The 18,955-nt window shown below is 31.7% G+C and carries 20 protein-coding genes; 7 read left to right on the top strand and 13 right to left on the bottom strand.

Going from position 1 to position 18,955, the window contains the following annotated elements; all coding sequences use genetic code 11:
- Positions 1 to 78: 78 nt before the first annotated feature.
- A complete protein-coding gene (locus ABNT61_RS15105; RefSeq protein WP_348743819.1) occupies positions 79 to 603 on the top strand; it encodes a glutathione peroxidase in 525 nt (174 codons plus the stop codon).
- 9 nt (positions 604 to 612) lie between these two features.
- Here the strand turns inward: ABNT61_RS15105 and ABNT61_RS15100 are convergent, their stop codons facing one another.
- From ABNT61_RS15100 to ABNT61_RS15085, 4 genes are all read right to left on the bottom strand, one after another.
- Positions 613 to 1,188 carry an NAD(P)H-dependent oxidoreductase gene (locus tag ABNT61_RS15100; protein WP_348743818.1) on the bottom strand — a complete coding sequence of 192 codons (576 nt, stop codon included), beginning with the start codon at positions 1,186 to 1,188 and terminating at the stop codon, positions 613 to 615.
- Between the two features lie 59 nt (positions 1,189 to 1,247).
- Positions 1,248 to 1,811, bottom strand: a complete 564-nt coding sequence (locus ABNT61_RS15095) for a Crp/Fnr family transcriptional regulator (RefSeq protein ID WP_348743817.1) — start codon at positions 1,809 to 1,811, stop codon at positions 1,248 to 1,250.
- Between the two features lie 89 nt (positions 1,812 to 1,900).
- Positions 1,901 to 2,950, bottom strand: a complete 1,050-nt coding sequence (gene queA / locus ABNT61_RS15090; RefSeq protein ID WP_348740804.1) for a tRNA preQ1(34) S-adenosylmethionine ribosyltransferase-isomerase QueA — start codon at positions 2,948 to 2,950, stop codon at positions 1,901 to 1,903.
- A 67-nt stretch (positions 2,951 to 3,017) separates the two neighbouring features.
- Positions 3,018 to 4,250 (bottom strand): 3-phosphoshikimate 1-carboxyvinyltransferase, encoded by a 1,233-nt coding sequence (locus ABNT61_RS15085; protein WP_348743816.1) that lies wholly within the window; start codon positions 4,248 to 4,250, stop codon positions 3,018 to 3,020.
- Positions 4,251 to 4,291: 41 nt separating this feature from the next.
- Here ABNT61_RS15085 and ABNT61_RS15080 point away from each other — a divergent pair, with 41 nt between their 5' ends.
- The gene (locus ABNT61_RS15080) at positions 4,292 to 7,399 is read left to right on the top strand and encodes a VPS10 domain-containing protein (protein WP_348743815.1); all 3,108 of its coding nucleotides are present in this window, start codon (positions 4,292 to 4,294) and stop codon (positions 7,397 to 7,399) included.
- Positions 7,400 to 7,436: 37 nt separating this feature from the next.
- On the opposite strand, the gene ABNT61_RS15075 is transcribed toward ABNT61_RS15080, so the two are convergent.
- Both ABNT61_RS15075 and ABNT61_RS15070 read right to left on the bottom strand, forming a co-directional pair.
- On the bottom strand, positions 7,437 to 7,685 hold the full coding sequence (locus tag ABNT61_RS15075) for a hypothetical protein (protein ID WP_348722823.1): 249 nt from the start codon (positions 7,683 to 7,685) through the stop codon (positions 7,437 to 7,439).
- Positions 7,685 to 8,011, bottom strand: a complete 327-nt coding sequence (locus tag ABNT61_RS15070; protein ID WP_348709991.1) for a nucleotide pyrophosphohydrolase — start codon at positions 8,009 to 8,011, stop codon at positions 7,685 to 7,687. The genes ABNT61_RS15075 and ABNT61_RS15070 overlap by 1 nt, the downstream gene beginning before the upstream one ends.
- Before the next feature lie 103 nt (positions 8,012 to 8,114).
- Here ABNT61_RS15070 and ABNT61_RS15065 point away from each other — a divergent pair, with 103 nt between their 5' ends.
- Positions 8,115 to 8,411: a hypothetical protein gene (locus tag ABNT61_RS15065; protein WP_348709992.1), complete on the top strand. Its 297-nt coding sequence runs from the start codon at positions 8,115 to 8,117 to the stop codon at positions 8,409 to 8,411.
- 7 nt (positions 8,412 to 8,418) lie between these two features.
- Here ABNT61_RS15065 and ABNT61_RS15060 read toward each other — a convergent pair whose 3' ends face one another.
- Together ABNT61_RS15060 and ABNT61_RS15055 are read right to left on the bottom strand one after the other, a co-directional pair.
- Complete coding sequence (locus ABNT61_RS15060) at positions 8,419 to 9,804, bottom strand: glycosyl hydrolase family 8 (protein ID WP_348743814.1); 1,386 nt, start codon at positions 9,802 to 9,804, stop codon at positions 8,419 to 8,421.
- Between the two features lie 81 nt (positions 9,805 to 9,885).
- Complete coding sequence (locus tag ABNT61_RS15055; RefSeq protein WP_348743813.1) at positions 9,886 to 11,121, bottom strand: MFS transporter; 1,236 nt, start codon at positions 11,119 to 11,121, stop codon at positions 9,886 to 9,888.
- A gap of 333 nt (positions 11,122 to 11,454) precedes the next feature.
- On the opposite strand from ABNT61_RS15055, the gene ABNT61_RS15050 reads away from it, so the two are divergent.
- Complete coding sequence (locus tag ABNT61_RS15050; RefSeq protein WP_348743812.1) at positions 11,455 to 12,063, top strand: DUF1684 domain-containing protein; 609 nt, start codon at positions 11,455 to 11,457, stop codon at positions 12,061 to 12,063.
- Between the two features lie 43 nt (positions 12,064 to 12,106).
- Here the strand turns inward: ABNT61_RS15050 and ABNT61_RS15045 are convergent, their stop codons facing one another.
- The 5 genes from ABNT61_RS15045 to ABNT61_RS15025 all read right to left on the bottom strand — a co-directional run bounded on the left by ABNT61_RS15045 (position 12,107) and on the right by ABNT61_RS15025 (position 15,957).
- Positions 12,107 to 12,808, bottom strand: a complete 702-nt coding sequence (locus ABNT61_RS15045; RefSeq protein ID WP_348722834.1) for a crotonase/enoyl-CoA hydratase family protein — start codon at positions 12,806 to 12,808, stop codon at positions 12,107 to 12,109.
- 7 nt (positions 12,809 to 12,815) lie between these two features.
- Entirely contained in the window at positions 12,816 to 13,181 is a 366-nt protein-coding gene (gene crcB / locus ABNT61_RS15040) for a fluoride efflux transporter CrcB (RefSeq protein ID WP_348722836.1), read from the bottom strand.
- Positions 13,182 to 13,245: 64 nt separating this feature from the next.
- The gene (locus ABNT61_RS15035; RefSeq protein WP_348722838.1) at positions 13,246 to 14,262 is read right to left on the bottom strand and encodes a GyrI-like domain-containing protein; all 1,017 of its coding nucleotides are present in this window, start codon (positions 14,260 to 14,262) and stop codon (positions 13,246 to 13,248) included.
- Between the two features lie 160 nt (positions 14,263 to 14,422).
- Positions 14,423 to 15,403 (bottom strand): DoxX family protein, encoded by a 981-nt coding sequence (locus tag ABNT61_RS15030; RefSeq protein WP_348722840.1) that lies wholly within the window; start codon positions 15,401 to 15,403, stop codon positions 14,423 to 14,425.
- A gap of 14 nt (positions 15,404 to 15,417) precedes the next feature.
- Positions 15,418 to 15,957 carry a DUF1599 domain-containing protein gene (locus tag ABNT61_RS15025; RefSeq protein ID WP_348710003.1) on the bottom strand — a complete coding sequence of 180 codons (540 nt, stop codon included), beginning with the start codon at positions 15,955 to 15,957 and terminating at the stop codon, positions 15,418 to 15,420.
- Positions 15,958 to 16,057: 100 nt separating this feature from the next.
- On the opposite strand from ABNT61_RS15025, the gene folP reads away from it, so the two are divergent.
- The 3 genes from folP (at position 16,058) to cdaA (ending at position 18,666) form a co-directional block, all read left to right on the top strand.
- A complete protein-coding gene (gene folP, locus ABNT61_RS15020) occupies positions 16,058 to 16,879 on the top strand; it encodes a dihydropteroate synthase (RefSeq protein ID WP_348722841.1) in 822 nt (273 codons plus the stop codon).
- A gap of 228 nt (positions 16,880 to 17,107) precedes the next feature.
- Entirely contained in the window at positions 17,108 to 17,716 is a 609-nt protein-coding gene (locus ABNT61_RS15015; protein WP_348743811.1) for a biopolymer transporter ExbD, read from the top strand.
- A gap of 170 nt (positions 17,717 to 17,886) precedes the next feature.
- Entirely contained in the window at positions 17,887 to 18,666 is a 780-nt protein-coding gene (cdaA, locus tag ABNT61_RS15010) for a diadenylate cyclase CdaA (protein ID WP_348710009.1), read from the top strand.
- Positions 18,667 to 18,955 lie beyond the last annotated feature (289 nt).

Here is an 18,955-nt window from a genome sequence, read left to right as displayed (position 1 = left end):
CACCTGCAATAAGTAGTGAATGAATGATTAAATTTATAGAAAGGTTAACACCATCTTGTAGGTCTAAATTTTTAAATCATGAAAATCACTAGTAAAGCCAAACTATTTTCATCTGTCGAAACAAATAAAAATGTAAGATCAATCTATGATATTTCAATAAATGATATTAGAAACCAACCTATTACACTTTCAGATTTTAAAAACAAAAAGATATTATTTGTTAACGTGGCATCAAAATGTGGTTTTACAAAACAGTACGAAGAATTACAAGAGTTAAGTGAAGCTTATAAAGATCGATTAATAATTATCGGATTACCTTGTAATCAATTTAGAAATCAGGAACCAGGAAATGAAAACGATATCCAAGAATTTTGTTCTCTTAATTTTGGTGTAACTTTTTTATTGACGGAAAAAATAAAGGTAAAAGGCTACAAACAGCATCCACTTTATACTTGGCTTACTTCCGAGAAATTAAACGGAGTGACAAGCTCTACAGTGAAATGGAATTTTCAAAAGTATTTAGTTGATGAACAAGGAAAACTTATAGATTATTTTTACTCATCAACTAAACCTCTTAGTACTAAAATAACATCTAAACTTTAATCAAAAAAGTTACGATAGCATTTTACCTAAACTAAATACGCGTTTAAGCCATTCTTCTCTTTGTTTTGGGTTTGAGTTTTTAACCACTGCGATATACATTACTTTCGTTGGTTTTACTCCACAAAAAGTCAAAATCGCCTTTTTAAATTGATTGATTACAGGGCTTTTTATGAACAATCTATAATACCATCTTGGACTATCTGAAGTAATGATTAACCGTGCTGTTTTTCCTTTGAGTAACTTTTTAGGTAGAAGTTTTCCTTCTTCTATTTCAAATGTAATCCCTGGTAAAAAAGTCCTATCAATAAAACCTTTTAGTATTGCTGGCATTCCTCCCCACCAGATTGGAAAAACCCAAACTAAATGATCTGCATTTTTTATTTTCTCTATAGCTATTTTTAAATCAGGTTCTAATTCAGTTCGTTTTCTATAGCCATACTGTAAACTAGGATTAAATTCAAGATCTCTTAGGTTTATTACTTCGACTTGAGTAGTGGATAATTTAGCTCCGTTATAATAAGAATCAGAAAGTGCATTATTAAAACTTTCTTTATCTGGATGACCATTTATTATTAATACATTCATTGCTGTTTATTTTTATGTCAAAGTAACAGCGAATGACTTTTTCTAAAAAGGACATTTGTCTAATAAACAGTTTTCCTAATTCTACTTAAGTGTCTTTGTGTAATTCCTAAGTAAGATGCTAAATAATTCAGTGGAATTTCTTTAATCAATTCTGGTTGATGTTCCATTAAATCTAAATACTTTTTCTCCGCAGGTTCTCTTTGTAGCATAAACACTCTTCGTTCTAGTTCAAAGTACTCATATTCAGTAAGTATTTTCAATAACATTGTCCAGTTTGGACTTTCTTTTTCAAGCTGAACTAATTGTTCTTTAGTCCAAACCATAACCTCAACATCTGTAATTGCTTGTAAACTTTCTATGGAAGGTTTTCCTGTGATAAATGAAGAATATGCAGAACAAAAAGAACCCGTAAATCTGAAACAATAGGTTACATCTTCTTCCGCAGAGGACAAGTAAAATGATCTTAAAATCCCATGATTAATGAAACCAACTTCTCTACTCACTTTACCGCTTTGAGCAAAAAAATCACCCTTGGAGATCTTTCTATATTGAGCTTGACTTTTAAATTTTAAAATTTCCTCTTCTGTTAAAACTTGAAAACTTCTTAAAAATTCTTCTAGCATATTATTATTAATTAAGGAGCACTTAAAAATAAAAAAACTGGAAAGTATACACTTCCCAGTTTCTAAAATATTTTGATCAATTAATTATATTAGATAATTAACATCGCATCTCCGTAAGAATAAAATTTATACTTCTCTTTTACTGCCTGTTCGTAGGCTTCCATTACAAAATCATAACCCGCAAATGCAGCAACCATCATTAATAATGTTGACTTAGGAGTATGGAAGTTCGTAACCATTGAATTTGCAATACTGAAATCATATGGAGGAAAAATAAATTTATTCGTCCAACCCGTAAATTCGTTTAATCTTTGGTTAGCAGAAACCGATGATTCAACAGTTCTCATTACCGTTGTTCCAACAGCACAAATTCTTTTCTTGTTTTCTAAGGCATTGTTTACCACATTACATGCTTCTTCTGGAATGATAATTTTCTCAGAATCCATTTTATGCTTAGATAAATCTTCAACCTCTACAGGATTAAAAGTACCTAAACCTACGTGTAAAGTCATTTCTGCAAAATCAACTCCTTTGATTTCTAAACGCTTCATTAAGTGCTTAGAAAAGTGTAAACCTGCAGTTGGTGCAGCTACAGCTCCTTCATGCTTTGCATAAATTGTTTGGTAACGCTCTTCATCTTCTGGCTCAACATCTCTTTTGATGTATTTTGGTAATGGTGTTTGACCTAATTCAATAAGTTTTCTTCTAAACTCGTCATAAGGACCATCGAATAAAAAACGTAACGTTCTTCCTCTAGAAGTAGTGTTATCAATAACCTCAGCTACTAAACTCTCATCATCTCCGAAGAATAACTTATTACCAATACGGATTTTACGAGCAGGATCTACTAAAACATCCCAAAGTCTGTGTTCCGCATTTAATTCTCTCAATAAGAACACTTCAATTCTAGCACCAGTTTTTTCTTTATTTCCATACATTCTAGCCGGAAATACTTTGGTGTTATTCAACATCATTACATCACCTTCATCAAAATAGTTGATTAAATCTTTAAACAACTTGTGTTCAATAGTTTGTTCTTTACGGTTTAAAACCATTAAACGAGCTTCATCCCTATGCTCTGATGGGTATTCTGCTAATAACTCTGGTGGTAATTCGAAGTTAAATTGAGATAATTTCATTATTGAGTATTTATTAATGGCGCCAAATATACGATTTCAACATAGGCCTTGTCAAGCGTTTCCTATATTATTTTAGAACTTCTTGTGGAATCCCGACGTTTTCAAAGTCTGCCCAGAAGTTTCTATATGACTTCGTAACAACTTTAGCGTCGTTTATTTGAATTGGTACTTTTAATGCCAAAGGAGTAAATGCCATAGCCATTCTATGATCATTGTATGTTTCTATAGCTATGTTTTCATTTATTTCAGATGAAGACTCTAAGTGTAACTCTTCATTAGTTACCGTAATATTTCCACCAAGTTTAGTTATTTCCTCTCTTAATGCTTCTAATCTATCCGTTTCTTTGATTTTCAGCGTATGTAGACCTTCTAATTTACAAGGAACACCTAAAGCAAAACATGTAACGGCAATCGTTTGAGCAATATCTGGTGCTTTTACCAAATCTAGCTCTAATAAAGAAGTACTTGTTTCCTTCTCTTTTTTCAGTAGGATTGTATACTCTTCAAACGTAGTAGTAACACCAAAATGTTTATAAATTTCAGCTAAACAACTATCCCCTTGTAAACTCTCTTTTTTATAAGATGATAATTCAATTTCAGTTCCTATTTCACTTAACGCAACTAAAGAATAAAAGTAAGATGCAGAACTCCAATCAGCTTCAACAACGACTTTCTTTCCTTCAATATTTGCTAACGGATTTACCTTAATCAAATTTCCTTCAAATGTACTTTCAATTCCTAATTGACTTAGTAAACTTAATGTCATTTTGATATATGGAATCGAAGTGATTTCTCCTAACAATTCAATCTCTAAACCATTTGGCAAACTTGATGCAATTAATAATAACGCCGAGATGTACTGACTACTCACATTTCCTTGAATAGCAACTGTACTCTTTTCTAGTTTTTTACCTGTAATCTTTAATGGCGGATATCCTTCTTTTTCGATGTAAGAAATTTCTGCTCCTAAATCTCTCAGAGCGTCGACTAAAATCTTAATCGGACGATTATGCATTCTTTCCGATCCTTGTAAAACTTTAGTTTTTCCTTCTTGGGTAGCAAAAAAAGCAGTTAAAAATCGCATGGCAGTTCCAGCATGACCGATATCAGCAACCTCTCCTTCTCCTTTTAAGGCATGTTGCATATGCACAGAATCATCTGAATTAGATAAATTCTCAATAACCAGTTGAGGATATAATTGTTGTAGTATTAATAATCTGTTCGATTCACTTTTTGAACCTGATACAACAATACTATTTTTAAATAATTGATTTTTAGGAATCTTTAACAATAAGTCCATTAACAAAATTTTATATTTAGCATCTTAATCAACTAAATCAAATGAAAAAACTACTTTTATTAGGAGCATTTCTGCTCCTATTCGCGAATATCAAAGTTAACGCTCAAAAAAATAATAGCCAATTTTCTGAAGAATATTTTAACGCAATCGAATGGAGAAACATCGGTCCATTTCGTGGCGGAAGAAGTTGTGCTGTAACTGGAGTTTCCAAAAAGCCAAATTTATTCTACATGGGAACAACCGGAGGTGGAATTTGGAAAACAATTGACGCTGGAAATACTTGGCAAAATATTTCTGATGGATTTTTTGGTGGATCAGTAGGATCGATAGCTGTTAGCGAATGGGACAACAACATTATTTATGTTGGAATGGGAGAAAAAACCGTTCGTGGAAATGTTTCTTCTGGGGATGGTGTTTGGAAATCTGAAAACGCAGGTAAAACATGGAAACATATGGGATTACCAAATTCTAGACATATTCCAAGAATAAGAATTCATCCTAAAAACCCTGATGTTGTTTTTGCCGCTGTAATGGGTGATTTATATAAATCAACTCAAGAAAGAGGAGTTTATAAGTCGATTGACGGAGGAAAGAACTGGAAAAGAGTTTTATTCAGTAATGCAGATGCTGGTGCAATTGATTTAATTATAGATCCAAATAATCCAAGAGTTTTATATGCTTCAACTTGGAATGTAAGAAGAACTCCTTATAGTTTATCTAGTGGTGGAGAAGGTTCTGCTATTTGGAAAAGTACAGATGAAGGTGAAACTTGGACGAATATTTCTGAAAATGACGGATTACCAAAAGGAACTTGGGGTATTTCAGGTTTAGCTGTTTCTCCTGTAAATTCAGAAATTGTTTATGCTTTAATCGAGAATGAAAAAGGTGGAGTTTATAAATCTACCGATGCAGGAAAAACATGGAAACTAATTAATAGCGAACGTAAATTACGTCAAAGAGCTTGGTACTACACACGTATCTATGCAGATACTCAAGATGAAAATATTGTTTATGTAATGAATGTTCGTTACCACAAATCTACAGATGGTGGTAAAACGTATAAAACCTATAACGCTCCTCATGGAGATCATCATGATTTATGGATTGCTCCAGAAGACAATCAAAGAATGATAATTGCTGACGATGGTGGAGGACAAATTTCTTTTGATGCTGGAGAAAATTGGTCTACCTATTTAAATCAACCAACTTCTCAATTTTATCGCGTAACCACAGACAATCATTTCCCATATAGAATTTACGTGGCTCAACAAGATAATTCCACAATTAGAATTTCTCATAGAACAGATGGAAGATTTATTACGAATCAAGATTGGGAAAGTACAGCAGGAGGAGAAAGTGCGCATATTGCAGTAGATCCTTTAAATAATGACATTGCCTACGGAGGAAGTTATGGAGGATTGTTAACGCGTGTTAATCATAAAACAGGATCTGTAAGAGCTATTAACGTGTGGCCAGATGACCCAATGGGACATGGAGCTGAAGATTTTAAATATCGTTTCCAGTGGAATTTCCCTGTGTTATTTTCACCGAATAATCCTAAGAAATTATATGCAACTTCTAATCATGTTCATGCCACTACAAACGAAGGTCAATCTTGGGAAATTATTAGTCCAGATTTAACGAGAAATGATCCGAAAACATTAGGCCCATCAGGAGGACCAATCACAAAAGATAATACTGGAGTGGAATATTATGGGACAATCTTCGCAATAGCAGAAGTTCCTAATGAAAATGGTGTTATTTACACAGGATCTGATGATGGTTTGGTCCATATAACTAGAGATGGCGGTAAAAACTGGACAAATATTACACCTAAAAAAATGCCTGAATGGATGATGATTAATTGCATCGAAATTGATCCGTTTACAAAAGGAGGAGCTTACATTGTTGGAACGAAATATAAAACGGGAGATTATCAACCATACATTTATAAAACTGAAGATTACGGTGCTTCTTGGAAAAAAATCACAAACGGTATCGGAAATGAAGATTTTACCAGAGCATTAAGAGCAGATCCGAAAAGAAAAGGATTGTTATATGCTGGTACAGAAAGAGGAATTTACGTTTCTTTTAATGATGGTAAAGAGTGGCAAAAATTCCAATTGAATTTACCTATTGTTCCTATTACTGATTTAGCTGTAAAAGAAGATAACTTAATTGCGGCTACTCAAGGTAGATCTTTATGGATTATTGATGATTTAACTCCGCTTCATCAATTAAACACATCTATCACTAATAAAGACTTCTTTATGTATAAACCAAAAGAAAGCTATAGAATGGGTGGTGGTAATGGAGCAACTTCAAAAAGAAACGGAACTAATTATTATGGCGGAGTTCCGATTAATTACTTTGTAAAAAACTATTCAGAAAAAGATACTATTTCGCTTTCATTTTTTGACAGTGCTAAAAACAAAATCCAAGTTTTCAGTACGCACCCAAACAAAAAGGACAAAGAGAAAAAACTTAAAGTTAAACAAGGAAATAATGTTTTCCACTGGGACATGATGTATTCTGGAGCTGAACGCGTAAAAGGAATGATTTTATGGTGGGCTTCTTTGAACGGACCAATGGCTTTACCAGGAAACTATAGTGTTGCGCTTGAAGTAAATGGAAAATCTACATCTCAAAACTTCAGTATTAAAAACAAACCGAATTCAGAATCTTCAGAAGCAGATTTAAAAGCTCAGTTTGATTTTATAAACAGTATCAATGCAAAGATGACGGAAATTCATAAAGCATTGAAAAATGTAAAGAAAGTTAGAGGTCAGATAAAAACGTTAAAGAAGTCTATTCAAGATAAAAAGAAACACAAAGAGTTAATTGATTTTGCGGATAAATTACTTAAAGATATGACTGTTGTTGAAAACAATTTATATCAAACAAAAAGTAAGAGTAATCAAGATCCATTAAACTTCCCGATTAAATTAAACAACAAGTTAGGGCATTTAAATTCATTAACGAGAATCGGCGATTTCAAACCAACTGATCAAGCAATTGCATTCAAAAATGAAATCACAAAAGACATTGATATTGAATTGAATAAACTATACCAAATCTTCAATTCAGAAGTAAAACAATTGAATCAAAAGGTAAAAGATAGTCAGATTGACTTTATTCAATTGGATTAACAATCATAAAAAAAGCGAGTTTAAAAACTCGCTTTTTTTATTTCATTTTTTTATTTGAAGTGTACATTCCGTACATAATACTTATTACTATTTTTCCTAAAAAAAATCGAACCCATTTCTTATTTGTAAAATGTACTTCTGCAACCTTATCAAAATTTCCAGAGAAGATATCACTCGCACTATTGAACAATAGTGAGAATATTACAACTATGATAAAAAATGGAATCGCTACTTTAAAAGTATTTACCCAAAATAACTTCTTTCCTATATTATGATGTAACGCCATTATTTTAACTTTTCATTGTTATGGTGACGATCGTGATCTCTTTTGGTTTTAAAATCTAACTTTTTATCAAAAGCTTCTTGCAAGTTCACACCAGTTTGGTTTGCTAAACATAAAACCACAAATACAACATCAGCTAATTCTTCACCTAAGTCTTTTTGCTTATCACTTTCCTTTTCACTTTGCTCTCCGTATCTTCTAGCAATAATTCTTGCCACTTCTCCTACTTCTTCTGTTAGTTGAGCCATATTCGTTAATTCATTAAAATAACGAACTCCGTGATTTTTAATCCAATCGTCTACTTGTTTTTGAGCGTCTTGTATGTTCATATCGTTCTATAAGTTTCGAATTCAAAAATACTACTCTTATTATAATAAATTGAGAGTTTTTTAAAAAGACAATTTCGATTTCATTACTCTATATTTGTTAACCATGATAGCACATGCAACCTCAAAGTATAAAGTAGTAGAAAACCTAAGCGATATTCCAGTGATTGGAGGATTCATTGTAGCGATTTTTAGTGCACTACCTGGATTATTTCTTGTGCTATATTCAGAATTAATTAGTCCAATTAGTGATGAAACATTTTCAATTATTGCTCCATCACTATTTGCTACATGGTGCTATATCCTAGAAAAATTAGAAATTAAACTTTTCATTATTTTTATTCCTGCCTGGATATTCTGGATTGGATTAGCCTTATTAAAAGCTTTCGGTATTGACTTTTAGCTTCTAATTATTTCTTTATAAAACGAAGTTTTATATCCTTACCACGAATAAAATAAGTTCCCACAGCAAGTTTAGAAATATCTACAAATGATTTGCTATCATTATTGACCGTAATCTTCATTACTTCTTTTCCATTTAATGTGTAAACTTTTAATTTGGTTCCTACTTCAAAATTCTTTAGAAATAATTGATTCGAACTTGGATTAGGATAAACAAAATGATTCTTGCTTGCATAGTCAATCTCATCCGCACTCAATACACTACTTACCGGATTATAGAAGTTACCAGATAACGTAAACATATAAATCACTCGAAGAGTAGTTGCGAAATATTGAGTTGATGTCAGGTTCTTTGTTATTGTATACACTCCATCAACAACATTTTGATCATTTGATATTAACATTGATGAAGCAAATGAACCTGTGTATACCGGATCCTGAAAGTTATTTATACTAGTTCCGTCTTGATTATAGCCGGCTTTAATGTTACTCAATCCACCGACTCTATTTACAAAGCTTACACATTTATTTAAATAATCTGCAGCTTCACTTTTTCCATACCATAAATAATCAGTTGCAATTCTCCAAGGAGTTCGAGCAGCATCATAATAAAAAGATTTTCCAGAATTGAACGCCCAAGGTACAATATCTGAATATGTCCCATCTGCTTTACACCAATCAGAAACCAAGCAGTCCACAGCATTATTTACGGATAAATTAGCATTTAAAATTTGATATGTTTTCGAAGTTACGTTATTCCAAAAAGTAACATCGTTTGTAAACTCTCCATATACTCGAAAATAACCTGGTGCAAAATAAGATGGATTCGTATTATTTGATCCACCCCATGCATCTCCTGGCTTTAGCACATAACTACCTCCTTCTATTTCGTGTTGTTTCATGATTGCAATTAAATCTTTAGCATCTTGATGATAGTTAATACCTCCAGAATTTCCAAACCGATTTCCTGCAATTATTAAAGCTATTGCGGCATCTAACTCAGCGTCTGTAGCTCCGTTTTGTCCATTTACGGTATCGCAGCCTTCAATTTTCCAATTCATTACTCCATTACCATTGGTATGGCTTTGATAATACTTCCATAAACCATCAAATAATTCTTGATCATTTGCATATGCAGACAATAACATTCCATAAGCGATTCCTTCAGAAACAGTAAAATTAGGATCGTCAAATTTCACTCTTGCTCTACCATTGGTACAATTGGTATCTACAAAAGAATTTTTCCATTGCATGTAAGCATCTTGAAGATCAGAACCTTGAACATTTGTTGGCATACTCCCAAAAGGATAATCAGCATTAACAAACTCGATATTAGCGTTTTGTGCAACTGAAGCTAGTGCACTAAAACAAAAAATTAGGATTAGTTTTTTCATTTTATTTGGGGATTAGGTTAATAAATAGAATAACTGAATTTTCATGTAAAAATTATAATCCCCAAATATTATTATTAGTGCTTATTTGTCAAATTGCAATACTTTTTTAGCAGCCATCTTTCTACGTTTCGTTTGAGCTTTCAGAATCAATAGAAATATTCCACTTAATAAAGATAATCCTGAAATAATATACCAAGTATTGTCAAATCCTATTTTCTCAACTAAATGCATACCTGAAAAGTGTCCAAATACATGCGCAATTGAGAATGAAATTGCATACCAAGACATATATTGACCTTGATTACCTTTTTTAGCTCTCTTCATCGCGTAAGCATTAGAGAAAGGAAACATAATCATTTCTCCTATAGTCATAAAAAACATTCCTACTAATAAAATTCCAACCCAACCTGTCATATTCAATACTATAAAACTCAGAGTTACAAGAATTCCTCCAATGAACATTAATGTAATTTTAGTTTGTTTAGAATCTTCTAACCATTTTACCAATGGCATTTCCAATAAGAAAATAATAAATCCATTAGCTCCTAAAAGCAATCCAATTTCAAATTCAGATAGGTGGTGCACTTCTTTATAGTATAATGGTATCGTCGAAAAATACTGTAGAAATACAATACCAAATAAAGCCATTGCTACTAAAAATATCCAATAAGGTTTATCTTGATAAACTGAAACAGGGTTTTCAACTTTTATCTCATCTAAAACTCTTGCTTTTTTAGGATTTAATACATTAATCAACAATAAAGTTGCCAAAGCACAAGTAATTCCATCTACCCAGAACAATCCTTGATATCCTAATGTTGTGATGATTAATCCTCCAACTGCTGGACCTGCAGAAAACCCTAGATTAATAGCTAAACGTATTAATGTTACCGACCTTGTTTTGTTCTCTGGTTTACTGTAAGAACTTAATGCAACAAACATTGCTGGTCTGAATGTATCTGCCACCATCATCAAAAAGAAGATTGAAGCACAAAATCCATTTAATGTTTTTACAAACTGTAGTAATACAAATAAAACACCAGTTAAAAACAAGCTCCATTGCATTACTTTAAAATACCCAATTCTATCTGTTAAATATCCTCCTAATCTTGAACCCGCCACAGATCCTAATCCGAAGAATACCATAATTAATCCAACATCTGAAAGGGTAAACCCTAAACTTTGTGTTAGATATAAAGATAAAAATGGAATTACCATTGTTCCTGCTCTGTTGATTAAAGTAATCAACGACAACCACCAAACTTCTCTCGAGAGTCCGCTAAAGGTTGCTACATAATTTTTAAATAACTTTTTCATAATTGTTTGGTTTTAGTTGTTTATAGAAAATAAAAAAGGTCCGACTATAAAGTCGGACCTTAGCAATTGTATATTTTTATATCAATATAACATTTACGCATAACAAGCCCGACTAGAAGGTGGTCTAACCACCGACTTCCATTGCTTATATGTACAAATGTTTTTCATGTTTTCTTTAAATTCTGCTACAAACATAGACAAAAATCCTATAGGTTGTATGTTAATTTTACGTTGTTTATCAATATTTTACAAAATAGGCCTAAAAATTTACACGTATCTTTTCAATTCATAGTAATTTTGTATTCACAAGGAAAATCATAAAATAACACTACTATGAAAAGATTTATTATAGCTCTTTTGGTAAGTCAAATTTGCTTCTCATGTTCTGGTCAAGAAAAAAGAAAACCAATTGGAGAAACTGAATTTCAAAAAGAAATGAATGCTAAGTTTAAAGACGCATCAACTTCTCCGTTGACTAAAAAAGGTTTAAAAGAATTTAAAGGATTAGATTTTTTCCCAGTCAATGATAAGTTCAAAGTAGTTGCTAAATTGACTAAAACTCCGGAAGCTAAAATTTTTAACTTTCCGACTACTACATCAAGAATAGCAAAATATAAAAAGTACGGAGTAATTTCTTTTACTCTTGATGGTAAAGAGTTTGAGTTAGACATTTATAAAAGTCCTAATCCTACTCCAGGTTACAGAGATTACCTATTCTTACCTTTTCTAGATAAAACGAATGGAAAGACTTCTTATCGAGGTGGACGTTTTGTAGAAATTACTACAAAAGACGAACAAAGTGATGGAACTATAATTGTTGATTTTAACAAAGCTTATAATCCATATTGCGCATATAGTGATCGATACTCGTGCCCGATTACGCCTCGCGATAATTCTTTAGATATAGCAATTGAAGCCGGTGTTATGGCTTATAAAAAATAGAAAGCACATAAAAAAAACCCGCCTAAAAAGCGGGTTTTATATTTTATGAATTAAAAGATAGTTCTTGTTCACTATCTTCTTTAATAGCTTGTGCCAATCTTTCTAACAACTCTTTTCGCACTTTAAGTTTAGTGTTTTTATGAGCGTTTTTATTCAATTTACCGAACAATTGAGCAACTTTGGTTGCAGTTCCTAATAAATGTCTTTCAGGAACAATTTTATCTAAGAACCCTGCTGTTATAGCTTCTTCAGGATTGTACATTTCAGCATTACTCACACTTCTTTCAAAATATACTGGAGATAACTTTCCTCTGGCAATTTCAATTCCAGCGTTATGCATCGTCATTCCAATCATCACTTCATTTAATCCAATTTTATACTCACCAACAGTACCAATTCTATAATCTGCAGATAATAATAAAAACGCACCTTTTGCAACTGCATGACCATTACAAGCCATAATCACGGGAGTTGGAAAAGACAATAACCTATGAGATAATTGAGATCCTTTAGTTACTAATTCTTTGGCTGCATCTGCAGATTTAGTCATTACTTTTAAATCAAAACCTCCAGATAAAATTCCATTTTGCCCAGTAATAATAACTACTCTTTCTTCTTTTTCTGCGGTATCTAAACACGCATTTAATTCGTCGATAACTTCATGAGAAATTGCATTCACTTTCCCATTAGCAATTTTAATAATTGCATAATTTTCATCAGTAGTTACTTGTACTAATTTGTCCATATTTTATTTATTTAACTAAAAAGATTCCAAAAAAAACTGCTACTATTCCTAATGCAAAACTTGCGGTAGCATATAATCCGAAAGAAAGAAAATCTCCTGATTTTAAAAATACGTGATTTTCATATGCAAAGGTTGAAAAGGTTGTAAAACCACCACAAAAACCCGTTGCTAATAATAGCATTTGGTTTTGGGTTAATGAATCATTCTTTGCGGCTAATCCTAAAATGCAACCTATTAAAAGACTTCCAAGAATATTCGCTAAAAAAGTACCAATTGGAATACCCGTATCACTATTATTCAACATTTTCCCTAAAAGAAAACGTAATACACTTCCAAAACCTCCACCAATAAATACGAGTAATAATTGTTTCATATTGGCACTAAAATAGTAAAACCTCACTTTTTGAGTGAGGTTTTAAGCTAGTATCTTTTAAATTTTATTCTATTGGATAATAAATATCTGTCTGTATTTCTTCTGGTTTTACTTTTGCAGGATCATTCACGTACAATTCGAACAAAGGAAATTTACTTTTCATTTTGGTTGCTTCTAAATATTTTCCAATTGCTGTATGTGCTTCATAATCTCCTTCACCATAATTCCCAAACTTAGAAATCATTACATGTTTACCTCCGGAAATTGAAACTTTTTCCATTCCTTCAGCCAAAGCCAAATCTTTATTCAAAAATAGACCGATATGGAATTCTGTCTCCCCAGTTTTTTCATCCCATTTATGATATAATGCTGCTGGAGTATAATCTCCTTCTACTAAACCAGATTTAGCTGCATGTATTCCTGCTTTTGGTAAAGATTCCATAAAAGCCTTCATCATAGCTTCCTGATCTATCTTCATTTTATGTGGATATCCTACAAACACTTTATCTTCAGTATCAACAACACTGATTTTACCTAAAGTATATTTATCTGGTATTGCTTTAACAACACCATCAAGATTTTTCAATCCATTTTCTAGCATTGGACCTAACATGTTATCCCAACCTCCAGACATTGCTGAAAACATTTTGAAGAAAAACGGAGCTTTATCATCTCTCATGGTCCAAGTTACTTTTGTCCCGTCATCAACATCTTCAAAATTCCATAAGATTTCACTTGGTTCATAATCTCCAAATCGCATTTCTTGTAAGATAGACTTATTCATTTCAACGGAAATAGTTTCCATTGCTCCAGGACCATCTTTACTTGTCCAGCTATCACTTGCTCCTACTCCAACAGTTTTATCTCCATAAGTCACAACAATTGTAGAATCTTCATCATGCCATGGTCCCCATTTTTCCCAAGTTTTTAAATCGTTAACGGTATTAAATACTTTTGAAATAGGTTGGTTGATTACTTTGGATCTTTCAACATTATAATCTGAGGATTGCATGGACACGTAAATTAATCCAATAAGGATTACAGCCAGCAAAAATAGCAGGGTGTATTTTAAGAATTTCATAGTTAAAGTTACATTAGTTATTAGTACTTAAATATAGAAAATATATTGATACTGATTTTAAATGAGCAGATTACCAAAGATTTCAATCTTAAAAATAAGACATAAAAAAAAGCGAAAAACACAATGTTTCTCGCTCTTAAATTCAAGTACTTAATACTTGTTATAATTTCACATCATCAGTATCTGTCCAATTCCATTTACCAACGATTGTTCCTTTATTTACAGTTATAATCCCTGGATTTGCTCTAATAGCAGTTTTAATTGCTGTACCATCACAAGTTCCAAAAATATAAGGTAGGTTATATTTCTGCTTGAATTTACCAAGTTCTTCTTCATCATACATCATTCCATCAGAAGATAATACGTAAATTTCATAACCTTTACTTTTCGCTGCAGCTGCAACTTTAGAAACTTCATGAAGACCTTCTTCATCTGCTTTATCTACAGTATTTACTAAAAGCAACATTGCTTTATCTTTAGCTAACATTTCTTCTAATAAATCTCCATCATCAGTACTAATTTCAAAATCATGAATAGGTGGCACTTCTCCATCTCCTTTATACTTCATTCCTTCTGCAATATTTGTTCCTACAGAATAAGCTCTAAAGTCAATAATTGGTAAGTGATTTAACACGTAAAATGTTATTAATAATGAAATTGCAATTGATGCATAAGTTGTTATTGATGCAATTTTTAAAGAAGGAATCGCTTTAATATACTTTAGTCCTGCAATTAAAATTCCGATTAATCCGATGAAAATTACATTCTTATAGAATGTTTGTTCTGGAGTAATTTTAATGGCATCTCCAAAACAACCACAATCTGTTACTTTGTTATACGTGTAAGAATACCAAGTTAAGAACAAGAATATTAACGTAATTGCAAATAAACTCCAAACCGTGAATTTAGGCTTGTACCCTACCAAAAGCATAATACCTAACACTGTTTCAGAAACTACTAATAAAATAGCAAAGACAAGAGCCATTGGAGTTAGAAACTCTAAATCTAAAACAGCTTCGCTAAAATATTCTTCTAGTTTAAACATGGTCCCCATTGGATCAACCAATTTTACAAAACCAGAATAAATAAACAATAGTCCTACAAAAACTCTTGAAATGTGTGTAAGTATTTTTAATAACATAATGTTAGGGATTTTTAAGCTTCATTTAGGTGAATCATTGCAAATACCGCATAATTGATCATGTCTTGGTAATTCGCATCAATTCCCTCAGAAACCAGGGTTTTACCTTTATTATTTTCTATTTGTTTTACTCGTAATAATTTTTGTAAGATTAAATCAGTTAATGAAGAAACTCTCATATCTCGCCATGCTTCTCCATAATCATGATTTTTTTTCTCCATTAAATCCTTTGTAATGGTTACATATTTATCATACAAAACAGTTGCTTCTTCAGTTGTTAAATCAGGTTGTTCTACAAAACCTAACTCTAACTGAACTAAAGCCATAATAGAATAATTAATTATTCCTATGAACTCAGACTTTTCACCTTCGTCAACTTTTCTTACATCATTTTCTTGTAGTTGGCGTATTCTTTGCGCCTTAATAAATATTTGATCGGTAAGTGATGGTAAGCGTAAAATTCTCCAAGCACTTCCATAGTCAGACATTTTTTTAATAAATAAACTACGGCATTCATTCACTACCGCGTCATACTGTTCTGAGGTATTTTGCATTTTATGTATTCAGAAAAAACTATGTAAAAATAGCAAATCAAATAGCTTTTCAGTTATTTTTACACAGAAATTTACACCTACAACCTACAAAAAGGTATCAATGACAATTAATTGCAAAGGAACTTTAATCGATTTATCTACTCCCAAAGTAATGGGAATTTTAAATATTACGCCTGATTCTTTTTATGATGGCGGAAAATATAAAAACGAAAAAGACATTCTTACTCAAGTTGAGAAAATGCTTTCGGAAGGAGCAACTTTTATTGATATTGGTGCTTATTCTTCAAGACCTGGGGCTGCTCATATTTCTGAACAAGAAGAACTCAAACGTATTGTACCGATTGTAGAATTATTAATTACTCATTTTCCTGAAATTATTATTTCTATTGACACATTTAGAAGTAAAGTAGCAAAAGAAACTATTGCTTCGGGAGCAGCTTTAATTAATGATATTTCTGGTGGAAATATGGATGACAACATGTTTACTACTGTTGCAGAACTTCAAGTTCCTTATATATTGATGCATATGCAAGGTACTCCGCAAAACATGCAGAGAAATCCAAATTATAAAAACATAACCGCAGACTTAATTTCCTTTTTTGCAGAAAAACTATTCGAATTACATCAATTAAAAGTTAATGATGTTATTATTGATGTTGGTTTTGGCTTTGGTAAAACTATTGAACATAACTATGAACTTTTAAAACAGCTCGATTTATTTAAAAATTTAGAGGCTCCTATTTTAACTGGAGTTTCAAGAAAATCGATGTTATATAAGCTTTTAGATATAACTCCAAAGGAAGCATTAAATGCTACAACTGCAGCAAATACTATTGCTTTGTTAAACGGAACTCAGATCCTTAGAGTTCATGATGTTAAGGAAGCTGTGGAAGCTGTTAGAATTACAGAAATGGTAAAATAACAGTTTTCTAAACACAGCTTTTATTCTTTTCTACAAGTTTTTAGAATTAACTCTCATAGTTAATTCGGTATTGTTTTTGATTATGAGTTAACACAACCAAAAATTGCTGGTTCCGAACTTTTTATACTGAACTTGATTCATGGGACATCCCTAATTCAATTCAGAATCAATCACAAATCCTGAAAAAAGTTCAGGATGAACTAATTATTCACTTAAATATTACGTATTATGAAAAGAAAGCGTATTTCAGAAATTAATGCCGGATCTATGGCAGACATTGCTTTTTTACTACTTATTTTCTTCTTGGTAACTACTACTTTGGAAGTTGACAAGGGATTATTTAGTAAGATTGCACAGGACAATCCAGAAACTTTGGATACTCACAAAAGAAATGTTTTTGATATTTCTATTAATCGGAATAATGAAATTGCCTTAGACAATACTATCATCACAATTGATGAGATTCCTCAATTAGCTCAAGATTTTATTGATAATGGTGGAGGAAAAGATGCTAAAGGTAATTCTTGCGATTGGTGTAATGGAAAAAAGTTACCAACTTCATCTGATCATCCCGCGAAAGCCATTATTACCATTGAAGCAGATAGAGAAGCGAGTTACGAAACTTATGTAAGTGTGCTAGATAAAGTGCATAATGCATATAATTCCTTACGAAATAAATTAGCTCTTAAATTATACAGGAAAACATATACCGAATTGGAAGCTATTTATAAAAACACTCGTGAAAAAGCAATTTATGATCAAATAGAGATCGTAAAAAGTAAATATCCTATGCTTATTGGAAATATAGAAATGGAAAGTGCTTTGGCTAAAAAGTAAGTTTTCAAGTGTTGGTTTTCAAAAAATAAAAACCCCAGTCACAAATGTGACTGGGGTTGATATTTATATAAAAAAACATAAGTTGTATTCTACTATAATTTTTTCCATTACAGCAAATCATTCTACAAAAAGTAAATTATTAGTACATTTACACAAACCTCTGTAAATACATGTTAGATTTTATAGATTTCTCTTTTCTTGATATCCTTGACATTATACTTGTAGCGGTATTATTATACTATATCTACAAGCTTGTTAAAGGTACAGTTGCTATTAATATTGTAATTGGAATTGCTTTGATTTTTCTTATTTGGAAAATTACTCAAGCGCTTAATATGGAAATGTTAAGTGGTATATTAGGATATCTTTTATCTGGTGGAGTAATTGCATTAATTATTGTATTCCAACAAGAAATAAGAAAGTTTCTTTTAATGATTGGAACAACGAATTTTTCTACGAAACGAGGTTTTTTAAATCAACTTAAGTTTTTACAATCAGAAATTAATTCTGAAACAGATACCGATACAATTATTAAATCCTGTGTAAATCTGTCAAAAACGAAAACCGGAGCCCTAATTGTTATTGAAAGAACAAATAAATTAGATTTTTTGGTAAATACTGGAGATCCAATGAATGCTCAAGTTAACAATGCTATTATTCAAAGTATTTTCTACAAAAACAGTCCTCTTCATGATGGTGCAACAATCATTAGAGATAACTTCATTGTAGCAACTAGAGTAATTTTACCTGTATCTGATAATCCAAGGATTCCGGCAAGATTTGGTTTACGTCATAGAGCTGCGATTGGAATCACAGAAAAAACTGATGCTGTCTGCATATTGGTTTCCGAAGAAACAGGAGACATATCTTATGTAAAAGATGGAGAATTTGTTCTATTTAAGGGACAAGAAGAATTATCTGAAAAACTTAAGAAAGACGTTTCAAACTAAGATAGAATCACTCATAACAACATAAAAAACCTAGATTAATTTTCAATTAATCTAGGTTCTTCTTTAGGGGGATTATTATAGTCAAGTAGTTAACAAACACTACTCTACGAAAGTTCTATGTCGTTAATAATCTAATAGTATAATGGAAATGAGTGTATTTAAAATGGAGCTAGGGGATTCTAAAAAATACGACTCTTTAATTCAGTATTAAGTTTAAAAATAAACTTAATTAACATTATTTGGTTTTACACTCATAAATATACAAAAAAAACACAACAAAACATAAAAA

It is taken from the genome of Tenacibaculum sp. 190524A05c (assembly GCF_964036595.1).
Taxonomy (GTDB): Bacteria; Bacteroidota; Bacteroidia; order Flavobacteriales; family Flavobacteriaceae; genus Polaribacter; species Polaribacter platacis.
This window is presented reverse-complemented; position numbering and strand designations above follow the sequence as displayed.

What these genes read in the sequence shown, in the direction of transcription:
- ABNT61_RS15030 (WP_348722840.1), bottom strand. Translation starts at nt 15,403, where the DNA reads ATGTTATTAAAAATACTTACACACATTTCAAGAGTTTTTGTAGGACTA.
- ABNT61_RS15025 (WP_348710003.1), bottom strand. Translation starts at nt 15,957, where the DNA reads ATGCAAAATACCTCAGAACAGTATGACGCGGTAGTGAATGAATGCCGT.
- ABNT61_RS15100 (WP_348743818.1), bottom strand. Translation starts at nt 1,188, where the DNA reads ATGAATGTATTAATAATAAATGGTCATCCAGATAAAGAAAGTTTTAAT.
- folP (WP_348722841.1), top strand. Translation starts at nt 16,058, where the DNA reads ATGACAATTAATTGCAAAGGAACTTTAATCGATTTATCTACTCCCAAA.
- ABNT61_RS15045 (WP_348722834.1), bottom strand. Translation starts at nt 12,808, where the DNA reads ATGGACAAATTAGTACAAGTAACTACTGATGAAAATTATGCAATTATT.
- queA (WP_348740804.1), bottom strand. Translation starts at nt 2,950, where the DNA reads ATGAAATTATCTCAATTTAACTTCGAATTACCACCAGAGTTATTAGCA.
- ABNT61_RS15095 (WP_348743817.1), bottom strand. Translation starts at nt 1,811, where the DNA reads ATGCTAGAAGAATTTTTAAGAAGTTTTCAAGTTTTAACAGAAGAGGAA.
- ABNT61_RS15050 (WP_348743812.1), top strand. Translation starts at nt 11,455, where the DNA reads ATGAAAAGATTTATTATAGCTCTTTTGGTAAGTCAAATTTGCTTCTCA.
- ABNT61_RS15065 (WP_348709992.1), top strand. Translation starts at nt 8,115, where the DNA reads ATGATAGCACATGCAACCTCAAAGTATAAAGTAGTAGAAAACCTAAGC.
- ABNT61_RS15055 (WP_348743813.1), bottom strand. Translation starts at nt 11,121, where the DNA reads ATGAAAAAGTTATTTAAAAATTATGTAGCAACCTTTAGCGGACTCTCG.
- ABNT61_RS15085 (WP_348743816.1), bottom strand. Translation starts at nt 4,250, where the DNA reads ATGGACTTATTGTTAAAGATTCCTAAAAATCAATTATTTAAAAATAGT.
- ABNT61_RS15075 (WP_348722823.1), bottom strand. Translation starts at nt 7,685, where the DNA reads ATGGCGTTACATCATAATATAGGAAAGAAGTTATTTTGGGTAAATACT.
- ABNT61_RS15060 (WP_348743814.1), bottom strand. Translation starts at nt 9,804, where the DNA reads ATGAAAAAACTAATCCTAATTTTTTGTTTTAGTGCACTAGCTTCAGTT.
- ABNT61_RS15080 (WP_348743815.1), top strand. Translation starts at nt 4,292, where the DNA reads ATGAAAAAACTACTTTTATTAGGAGCATTTCTGCTCCTATTCGCGAAT.
- ABNT61_RS15105 (WP_348743819.1), top strand. Translation starts at nt 79, where the DNA reads ATGAAAATCACTAGTAAAGCCAAACTATTTTCATCTGTCGAAACAAAT.
- cdaA (WP_348710009.1), top strand. Translation starts at nt 17,887, where the DNA reads ATGTTAGATTTTATAGATTTCTCTTTTCTTGATATCCTTGACATTATA.
- crcB (WP_348722836.1), bottom strand. Translation starts at nt 13,181, where the DNA reads ATGAAACAATTATTACTCGTATTTATTGGTGGAGGTTTTGGAAGTGTA.
- ABNT61_RS15070 (WP_348709991.1), bottom strand. Translation starts at nt 8,011, where the DNA reads ATGAACATACAAGACGCTCAAAAACAAGTAGACGATTGGATTAAAAAT.
- ABNT61_RS15015 (WP_348743811.1), top strand. Translation starts at nt 17,108, where the DNA reads ATGAAAAGAAAGCGTATTTCAGAAATTAATGCCGGATCTATGGCAGAC.
- ABNT61_RS15035 (WP_348722838.1), bottom strand. Translation starts at nt 14,262, where the DNA reads ATGAAATTCTTAAAATACACCCTGCTATTTTTGCTGGCTGTAATCCTT.